The sequence below is a fragment of the Streptomyces sp. NPDC005195 genome, from assembly GCF_040608315.1.
GTDB lineage: Bacteria > Actinomycetota > Actinomycetes > Streptomycetales > Streptomycetaceae > Streptomyces > Streptomyces kaempferi.
In genome coordinates this window covers 1-8,840 of record NZ_JBEXHZ010000097.1, presented here as the reverse complement: position 1 = coordinate 8,840, position 8,840 = coordinate 1, and the positions used below count along the sequence as shown (strand labels likewise).

Annotated in this window: 6 protein-coding genes and 1 pseudogene; 5 read left to right on the top strand and 2 right to left on the bottom strand. The window is 67.6% G+C overall.

Annotated features, from left to right (window positions below):
• The 5 genes and pseudogenes from ABZV34_RS35290 to ABZV34_RS35270 form a co-directional block, all read left to right on the top strand.
• Positions 1 to 1,213 (top strand): ATP-binding SpoIIE family protein phosphatase (locus ABZV34_RS35290; RefSeq protein ID WP_356286070.1); only part of this gene is annotated, 1,213 nt, incomplete at its 5' end.
• A 343-nt stretch (positions 1,214 to 1,556) separates the two neighbouring features.
• Positions 1,557 to 2,936: pseudogene (locus tag ABZV34_RS35285) on the top strand (IS1380 family transposase).
• A 354-nt stretch (positions 2,937 to 3,290) separates the two neighbouring features.
• Entirely contained in the window at positions 3,291 to 4,532 is a 1,242-nt protein-coding gene (locus tag ABZV34_RS35280) for an IS701 family transposase (RefSeq protein ID WP_356286067.1), read from the top strand.
• Between the two features lie 543 nt (positions 4,533 to 5,075).
• Positions 5,076 to 5,765 (top strand): cysteine hydrolase family protein, encoded by a 690-nt coding sequence (locus ABZV34_RS35275; RefSeq protein ID WP_356286064.1) that lies wholly within the window; start codon positions 5,076 to 5,078, stop codon positions 5,763 to 5,765.
• The gene (locus tag ABZV34_RS35270) at positions 5,714 to 6,592 is read left to right on the top strand and encodes an SDR family oxidoreductase (protein WP_356286061.1); all 879 of its coding nucleotides are present in this window, start codon (positions 5,714 to 5,716) and stop codon (positions 6,590 to 6,592) included. Before ABZV34_RS35275 ends, ABZV34_RS35270 begins: the two co-directional genes overlap by 52 nt.
• 434 nt (positions 6,593 to 7,026) lie before the next feature.
• On the opposite strand, the gene ABZV34_RS35265 is transcribed toward ABZV34_RS35270, so the two are convergent.
• Both ABZV34_RS35265 and ABZV34_RS35260 read right to left on the bottom strand, forming a co-directional pair.
• Positions 7,027 to 7,671, bottom strand: a complete 645-nt coding sequence (locus ABZV34_RS35265; RefSeq protein WP_356286059.1) for an alpha-ketoglutarate-dependent dioxygenase AlkB — start codon at positions 7,669 to 7,671, stop codon at positions 7,027 to 7,029.
• Between the two features lie 81 nt (positions 7,672 to 7,752).
• Positions 7,753 to 8,664, bottom strand: a complete 912-nt coding sequence (locus ABZV34_RS35260; RefSeq protein ID WP_356286056.1) for a TIGR03620 family F420-dependent LLM class oxidoreductase — start codon at positions 8,662 to 8,664, stop codon at positions 7,753 to 7,755.
• Positions 8,665 to 8,840 lie beyond the last annotated feature (176 nt).

Genomic DNA, 8,840 nt, shown 5'->3' with positions numbered 1-8,840 from the left:
GGCGGGCGTGCGCCGAGTCACCGTGGGTCAGGCGATCACCCAGGCCGCGTACTCCCTGGCGCGCGACACCACGGCCCTCACGCTGCAGCGCAGCCTGCTCCCCCACCGTTTGAGGGGCGGCACGGCGGTCGAGGTGGCCTCGCGCTACCTGCCCGCCGACATGGACGCCGGCGTCGGAGGCGACTGGTTCGACGTGATCGAGCTGTCCGGCGCACGGGTGGCCCTCGTCGTCGGGGATGTGGTCGGACACGGCATCAACGCCGCAGTGACGATGGGCAGGCTCCGCACCGCCGTCCGTACGCTCGCGGACCTGGACCTGCCCCCCGACGAACTGCTGACCCGCCTCGATGACACGGTCCGCCGGCTGGCCGAGGAGGACACCGACGGCCCGGACGAATTCCCCGTGATTCTGGCCGCTACCTGTCTGTACGCCGTCTACGACCCGGCCACCCGGCGGTGCACGATGGCACAGGCCGGGCACCTCCCGCCCGCGATCACCGACCCACAGGGCCAGGTCACCTTCCCCGACCTCCCCACAGGAACCCCCCTCGGCGTCGGGCTGGGCGTCCCTTTCGAGGCCGTGGAACTGGAACTGTCCGAGGGCAGCGTGCTCGCGTTCTACACCGACGGCCTGGTCGAGTCCCGTGACGAGGACATCGACGTCGGCATGCACCGCCTGGGCGCCGCCCTGGCGCAGCCCGATCAGTCCTTGGAAGACCTGTGCTCCTCAGTGATGGAAACCGTGCCAGCTCAGGCAGCATCCGACGACGTCGCCTTGCTCCTGGTCCGGATCCGCACACTCAACGCGGCCCAGATTGCCTCCTGGGACCTGCCGCCCGAGCTGACCGCCGTCCACACCGCCCGGCACCTAACCGTCCGTCAACTCAATGCATGGGGGCTGGAGCCTCTCGTGCCCGCCACGGAGCTGGTCGTCAGCGAACTGGTCACCAACGCCATCCGCCATGGCACCGGCCCGATCCGCCTCCGCCTCATCCAGCACCAAGTCCTGACCTGCGAAGTATTCGACAGCGCGGTCTCCTGCCCCCGCCCGCGCCATGCCCGCATCGTCGACGAGAACGGCCGAGGCCTGTTGATGATCGCCCAGTTGTCCCGCAGATGGGGCTGCCGCCCCTCAACGGGAGGCAAGTTCGTCTGGGCCGAACAAGACCTGCCCACTACAGCCTCACACGCACACGACCCTGTCCCGCACTAAGAAGCCATTGATCACTAACGGTACAAACGGGCGGAGCTGGCCCCAGCTCCATCGGGTCTCTTCGTCACGGCGTGGTCGCTCTGGTCGCGCGCCCGGCGGAGCCGGGGCCGGAGCGGGGCGAACACACGAGCGTCGGCCGCGGCGGCGAGCCGGGGGGTGCGTACGGCGAGCGCAGATGAGCCGCTTGAACCAGTGGGGACGGTTGTAACTCAGTCATCTAGCCTCGCGCTTTCACGAGTGGACCTGTCCATGCCTTGATCAAACAAGCGGAGAGTGCTTCTGACCTGCAACGATGGGACTTGTCTAGGGTCCTGTTGGCTGCACGGAAAGAAGCACTCTCCAGGTGAGCAAGCGTATCGGGTTGTACCCGCGTGTCCGCGTCGAGGGCGGTGGCGGTGGGGTGGTCTCGCAGGCCGGGGCGGTGCTGCTGGTCGAGACGGTCCGCAAGTCCGGCCTGGACACTGCGATATCGGCGGCGCTGGCGCCGTGGCGCAAGCCGCGGACAGTGCACGACCCGGGCAAGGTCCTGCTGGATGTCGCGCTCGCGACGGCTCTGGGCGGGGACTGCCTCGCCGACGTCGCCATGCTGAGGGCCGAGCCCGACGTGTTCGGCCCGGTGGCATCCGACCCCACGGTCTCCCGGCTCATCGATGTCCTCGCCGCAGCCGGCCCGAAGGCCCTCACCGCGATCCGGTCGGCGCGGGCAGAAGTACGGTCGCGGGTCTGGGAGTTGGCCGGTGCGGACAGTCCGGCCGCTGACGGCAGCGTGATCGTGGACATCGACGGCGTGCTGGTCCTCGCGCACTCCGAGAAGCAGGACGCCACCGCGACCTGGAAGAAGACCTTCGGCCATCATCCGCTCGTCGCGTTCGTCGACCACGGCCAGGCCGGTTCCGGAGAGCCGGTGGCCGCGCTGCTGCGGCCCGGCAACGCAGGCTCCAACACCGCGAGCGATCACATCACCACCACCCGGCTCGCCCTGGCCCAACTGCCCAGACACCTACGGCGGGGTCGGCAGACACTGATCCGCACCGACTCCGCCGGCGGCACCCATGCCTTCCTCGACCGGCTCTCCCGCCGGGGCCGGTGGCTGTCGTATTCCGTCGGAATGACCATCACCGACACCCTCCACCAGGCCGTGCTGAAGATCCCGAAGAAGGCGTGGACACCGGCCTACGACGCCGGCGGCACCGAGCGGCCCGGCGCCTGGGTCGCCGAGATCACCGACGTGCCCGACCTGAGCACCTGACCCAAAGGCATACGGCTGATCGTCCGCAAGGAACGACCACACCCCGGCGCCCAGTTGCGCTTCACCGACCTCGACGGGCTGCGGCTGACCTGCTTCGCGACCAACACCAAAGGCGGCCAGCTCGCCGACCTCGAACTGCGTCACCGCCGACGGGCCCGCTGCGAGGACCGCATCCGAAACGCCCGCGACACCGGCCTGCGCAACCTGCCCCTGCACGACACCGCCCAGAACCAGATCTGGCTGGAGATCGTCTCCCTCGCACTCGACCTCCTCGCCTGGATGCCGATGCTCACCCTGACCGCTGACACCCGCCGCTGGGAACCCAAGAAACTCCGCCTGCGGCTGTTCTCCGCCGCCGCCCAACTCGTGAACACCGGACGCCGCCACTGGCTCCGCTTCCCCGCCCGATGGCCCTGGACCGACGTCATCACCCACGCGATCAACAGGCTCTACATCCTCCCGAACCCCGACTGACCAGCCAATTCACCCGTCCCGACAACCCCGAACCACCTCACCGGCACAGTGGAACCCGGCGCCCACCCGACGCGACAGTCGGGCCGTCAACCTGCCCCACCCCCGAAAAGACCGCACCTCGCAAACACAGAGTCCCCGTCAGCACACCGACGAGGACTCATGAACGATCGAGGCTAGAGGTTGGTGAAATCTTCGGCTCGCCCAAGACGATCACCCATGTTCTCTTCCATGTCACCCGGTTGCATAAAACCAAGCTCCAGGAGTCTCCTTACTCTCGCCTGACTGTCAGGTACTACAGCCGGAGATCTTGTGACGGACTCCCGGTGGCGTCGTTGACCGGGCATGCTGCTGGATGTGACGGCTAAGCAGATAGCCGAGTGGGACGCCGAACTGTCCGTGTTGACCGGTTCGTTGGGGTACTTGTTCAACCGGCCGGAGCCGCGGGTGGTGTTCGCGCAGTTCATCGAGGGGCTGCTGGCGGAGCTGCCGGCGAAGAACGGCTGGACGCTCGCCGAGCGGGCTGGGCATGTGACTGCGGACCGGATGCAGTGGCTACTCAACGGCTCGGTGTGGGATGCGGACCGGCTGCGCGACGCGGTCCGCGACTATGTGGTGGATCACCTGGGCGATGCGGATGCGTCGCTGGTCATCGACGATACGCAGGCCCAGAAGAAGGGCAGTAAGTCGGTCGGCGTGGCCTTCCAGCACTGCGGACTGACCGGCGACGTCCGCAACTGCCAGGTCATGGTGATGCTCAGCTACGCCACCGCCGCCGGGCACGCCTTCATCGACCGGCGCCTGTACCTGCCCGAGGACTGGACCACCGACCGGGACCGCTGCCGGGAGGCCGGCATTCCCGACAAGGTCGCCTTCGCCACCAAACCCGAGCTGGCCATCGCCATGCTCGAGCAGGCCCGGTCCGCGCAGGTGCCGTTCGCCTGGATCCTGGCGGACGCCGGCTACGGGCGGGACCCGCAACTGCGCGCCTGGTGTCACCGGCAGAGCGCGCCGTACGTCTTCGGCGTCCCGGTCGACCTGCCGCTGGACGGCCCGCCGGGCAAGCCGCGTCAGCCGGCCGTCAAGCGAGCCGATGACCTGCTGCACTACGCAAAGACCCGTGACCAGTGGGAACGCCGCTCCTGCGGGGACGGCGCCAAGGGCGAACGGCTCTACGACTGGACCGCCTTCGCCGTGCACGTCAAGGACGAGGACCCCGCCGACACCTTCACCCACTGGCTGGTGCTGCGGCGTTCACTGCACCCCAACCGGCGCGCCAAGGACGGCGAACCGCACCGCGAGGTCGCCTACTTCCTCGTCCACGCCCCGGCCGGGATCACGGTCTCGCAGATCATCGCGCGGGCCGGCGGACGCTGGCAGATCGAGGAGGACAACGAGATCAACAAGCAGCTCGTCGGCCTCGCCCAGTACCAGGTCCGCAAGTGGACGCCCTGGCACCGGCACGTCACTGCCTGCATGCTGGCCAGCGCCTTCCTGGCCGTCCAACGCGCCCAGATACCCGAACCCGATCCAGCGCCGGGAGAGGGGGCCGACCTGGGAAAAGACCACAGCCCCGGCGTGAGCGAGGCCGCTGGCTGATCCCTGGACCGCTGCTGCGGCCCTCCGTCCACACCATCCGGCACTGCCTGGCCGCCACCCGCCTCAACCCGCACCACCCCGTCGAAACCATCCTGACCTGCGAGTTATGGCGCCGCCTGCACCAGACCCGAGCCCAGGTCAGCCACTACCGACGCCGCGGCGACCCACTTCCGCTCCGCCTACAGCCCTGGGCGCACCACCAACCGATCCCGCCGATCACCGACCCTCAAGATCTCCGGCTGTAGTACATGTGGGGCAGTCGAGCCCATCGGCCAGCGCCCGAATGGCACGAAGAAGGCGAAGAATAGCCCCCGTGTCTCCGGCGAAACTGGCTCGGATAGCGATCATGAAGAAGCGGGGAGACGATGAATCGTCTACGCGAAGCGGAGACGTGCACGTTCTCAGGTGTGCCGCTTGCTCGGACACTCTTTCTCGCAGTCCGTGCGCGGCTGTCGAGCTGCCTTGCATGTAATAACAGAGTCGGCCTGGAAGCACAAAGCGTGATCGCGAGGACCTGAGCTCCGCTCTCCTGGAGAGGAAAGTATGCTTTTCACTCACCGCAATCCTGAGATGCAGCTCGACAAGGAGCGCACCGCTTTAGTGGTGGCGGACCTGCAGAACGATTTCCTCAGCGAGGACGGCAGCTACTATCCGCTGATCGAGGACAGTCTCAAGGCCCACGGTACGGCCGAGCACATCGAGCAGCTGCTGAAGTGCGCGCAGGAGAACGAGTTCTTCGTCGTCCACTCGCCGCACTACTACTACCCGACCGACGGGCAGTGGGTCGCCCCGCCGGGGGCGATCGCCGACTACCTGGGCGGGATCGACTTCGTGCGTCGTGCTGATCCTGTCAGCCTGGAGGGCTTCGCCGGCTCGGGTGCCGACTACCCGGAGCACCTGAAGAAGTACCTCATGGACGGCAGGACCGCGAACACATCCCCGCACAAGGGCATGTCGTCGGATTCCAACGACCTCATCAAGCAGCTCCGCCTGCGACGCGTCGAGAAGGTGATCATGGCGGGCCCGGTGGGGAACCTGTGCCTGGAGGCCCACATGCGGGACATCTTCGAGGCGGGGTTCGAGATCGCTATGGTGCGGGACGCGGTCGCAGCCGGGCGCAACGAGGAAGGCGACGGTTACCAGGCTGCGATGGTCAACTACCGGTTCATCGCCAACGCTGTGTGGACCACCGAAGAGACCGTGAAGCGCATGAAAGCGGCTGCCGCCGCCTGACCTTCTTCAGCCGCCGTTGGGTGGAGCCCGAATGCGGGTTGCCCCGACGGCCGGTCCTGAGGGGCAGTCCTTACCCGGCCTCGTCAAGAGGGAATCGATCAGAAGAAGGCATGATTGTGAGCGATGATCGCAAAGTAGTCGTGGTGACCGGTTCGTCGCAGGGTCTGGGCGAGGCCTTCGTCAGGGCATACCGGGAGCGCGGCTGGCGCGCGGTGGGAAACGGACGGTCGATCGCCCCGTCCGATGATCCGGACTACGTGACGGTGGTCGGCGATGTCGGTGAACCGGAGGTCGCGCGGAGGGTTGTCGAGGTCGCGCTGGAACGGTTCGGCCGCATCGACACTCTGATCAACAACGCCGGCATCTGGCGCCCGGGCTCGATCACCGAAATCTCCGAAGAGCTGTACCGGCGGGTGATGGCCACCAACGTCGACAGCGTCTTCTTCGCCACCCAGGCGGCGGTGCCCGCCATGCAGCGGCAAGGCGGCGGCCACATCATCCAGGTCAGCAGCAGCCTCGTCGAGCACGCACTCCAGAACGTGCCGGCGGTCCTCGCGTCCTTGTCGAAGGGCGCCTGCGTCGCCGCCACCCGCGGCCTGGCGATGGAACTCGCCAAGGACAACATCCGCGTCAACGCCGTCTCCATTGGGATCGCGCGCACACCAATGCACGAAGGTGACTCCGATGAGGACATGAAGGCATTCTCACCGCTGAACCGCATCGGCGAGGTCGTCGACGTCGTGCGCGCCGTCAACTACCTCGAGGACTCCGACTTCGTCACGGGCGAGATCTCCTACATCGACGGAGGCCGCACCGCCGGTCACTAGGCAATTTCGTCTGGACCATCTGTGACCAGACGAAGATGCCTGCACAGCAGGAAAGGCGTGCTGCGGCTGCGGCCTTGTCGTGGCGCGTTTGGTACCGCCGGCTGCCCTGCGGCCGGCACCGCCTCCCGGTGGGTCCTGTACAGATTCCTTTCGGTGGCGGTTGCCTTCCGGCTCGCTGGCGTTCGGACACGGGTCACCGCGCGCCGGCATGCTCCCGCCGTTTCCCGCTTTCGCAGTCGAGGGTGGTCCTCCGCCTTCGTTGCTGTCATTTTTGCCGTGGTGCACGGAGCGAAGTCGAAAACAGGATGACTCCATGGTCCTCTCCTCCGGCATCTCGATCGGGAAGGTAAGCCGTCCGCTCGAGGCGCCTTGTCGCTGGCGGCCGTGCGCAGGAATCGCAGTGGTACGCGTTGGGAGCCTGCGGTGGGCGGCGGTCACGGGACGAGGTTGGGCCCGGAGAAGTTCAGGCTGAGTCGGGGGCCGGCCGGTTGTTTCTGCTTGGGGACCATGTGCTGGTAGTCCCGTTGGCATCGGCCGCCCATGACTACGAGGTCGCCGCTGTGTACGACCAGCGCTCGGCTGGCGCCTCCCGGGACCGGGCGGATGAGGAAGCGGCGGGTCGCACCGAGGCTGAGGACCGGGATGATCGCCTCGTCCAACTTGTTCGCAGGCCGGTCGGCGTGCCAGCCGGTGCCGTCGTTGTTGTCGCGGTACCAGTTCATCCACAGCCGGGTGTACGGGCGTCGGTAGTGTGCCGACAGTGTGTCCGCCAGGTACGTCAGCACTGGCTGCGGAGCGTCAGCGATGACGGGGTACTCGGCAGTCAGCCGAGGCTCCTCCACGGTGCGGGTGTACATCCAGCGGGAGCGCTGCTCCCAAGCAGCCTGCTCCATCAACAGACGCATCAGTACGTCGTCGCCGGCAAGCCAACCCTGGACGTAGTCCACCCAGGAGGTGGCGTCGAGCTGGATGCGTGTGGCGGTGGAGAAATCCGGGTCTGCGACCACGTCCAGGCCGCCGGTGCGGGTCCGGTCAGGTTCGGCTCCTCCGGCCGGGAAGAGGGTGGGTTCACTCATCATGCGGCTTCCTATGTGCCTGCCTGCCCGGTGGTATTCGGGCGGCTGTCTGCTGATCGTCTGCGGTGTGAGAGCCCGCCGGGGTCACCCCGGCAGCAGTGCTGGTGCCAGTCGGTCGAGTTGGTCGACGGTGGTGCCGAGGTCGCCGAGCGGTTGGAGCAGGACGTGGTCAGCCCCGGCGTCGAGGTGCTCGTGGATCCGGCGGGTGATCGCGGTCTCGTCGCCCCAGGCCACGAGGGCGTCGACGAGACGGTCGCTGCCGCCGGTCTCGAAGTCGTCGTCGCTGTAGCCGAGCGCGCGGAGATTGTTTCTCAGGTTGGGCAGCCGGAGGTAGAAGTCCACGTGCTCGCGGGCGATGCCGCGTGCTTCCGTGGCATCGGTGGCCAGCACGACGGCCTGCTCGGGGATCACCAGCCGGTCCGGCCCGAGAACTGCCCGGGCCAGCGGCGTGTGCGATGCGGGGACAAAGAACGTGTGGACGCCGTCGGCCTGGTCGCGGGCTACTTCCAGCATCTTGGGGCGCAGCGCCCCCACCAAACGTGGAAGGGGCCGTTCGCAGACGGGTCCGCCGCCGGACGCGGCGTCCATGCCGGCCAGGTAGCGGCTCATGTGATCGAGCGGTTTGTCGTAGGTCAGACCGCTGCTGCTGACCGCTTCGGCGTTCCCCACGCCTACGGCCAGGACGAACCGGCCGGGCCAGGCTGCGTTGAGTGTGGCGGCGCCTTGCTGCATGACCGACGGGTGCCGGGTCCAGATGTTCGCGATACCGATGCCGGTCACGATCTTGGAGGTGGCCGCCATCAGCACCGCGGACTCAGCGAAGGGCTCTTTGCCACCGAGCCTCTCGCCGGTCCACAGCGATCCGTAGCCGAGTTCTTCGACTCGCTGGGCGGTGTATCGCCCGGCGTCGGCGCCGGCTGTGCGCAAGGCACCGAGCCACACACCGACCCGGCCGAGCCGCTGACGGACGGCGTTCACCGTGTCCGCGGTGGTCATGGTGCCTCCTGGAGGGTCAGCGCGAAGAGAATGCGCCGTTGATCGAGCCGAAATCGTCGGCGCCCTCGAGCACGTCGTAGGTGCCCGAGGTGAGGATCTCGACCGCGGCCCGGCGCGCCAGGGAGTACGCGGCCTGGGTGATCGCCTGACCCACGGTGACTCGGCGTACGCCCGCT

Coding starts and splice junctions, on each gene's coding strand:
- ABZV34_RS35260 (WP_356286056.1), bottom strand. CDS start 8,664: ATGACCACCGCGGACACGGTGAACGCCGTCCGTCAGCGGCTCGGCCGG.
- ABZV34_RS35275 (WP_356286064.1), top strand. CDS start 5,076: ATGCTTTTCACTCACCGCAATCCTGAGATGCAGCTCGACAAGGAGCGC.
- ABZV34_RS35265 (WP_356286059.1), bottom strand. CDS start 7,671: ATGATGAGTGAACCCACCCTCTTCCCGGCCGGAGGAGCCGAACCTGAC.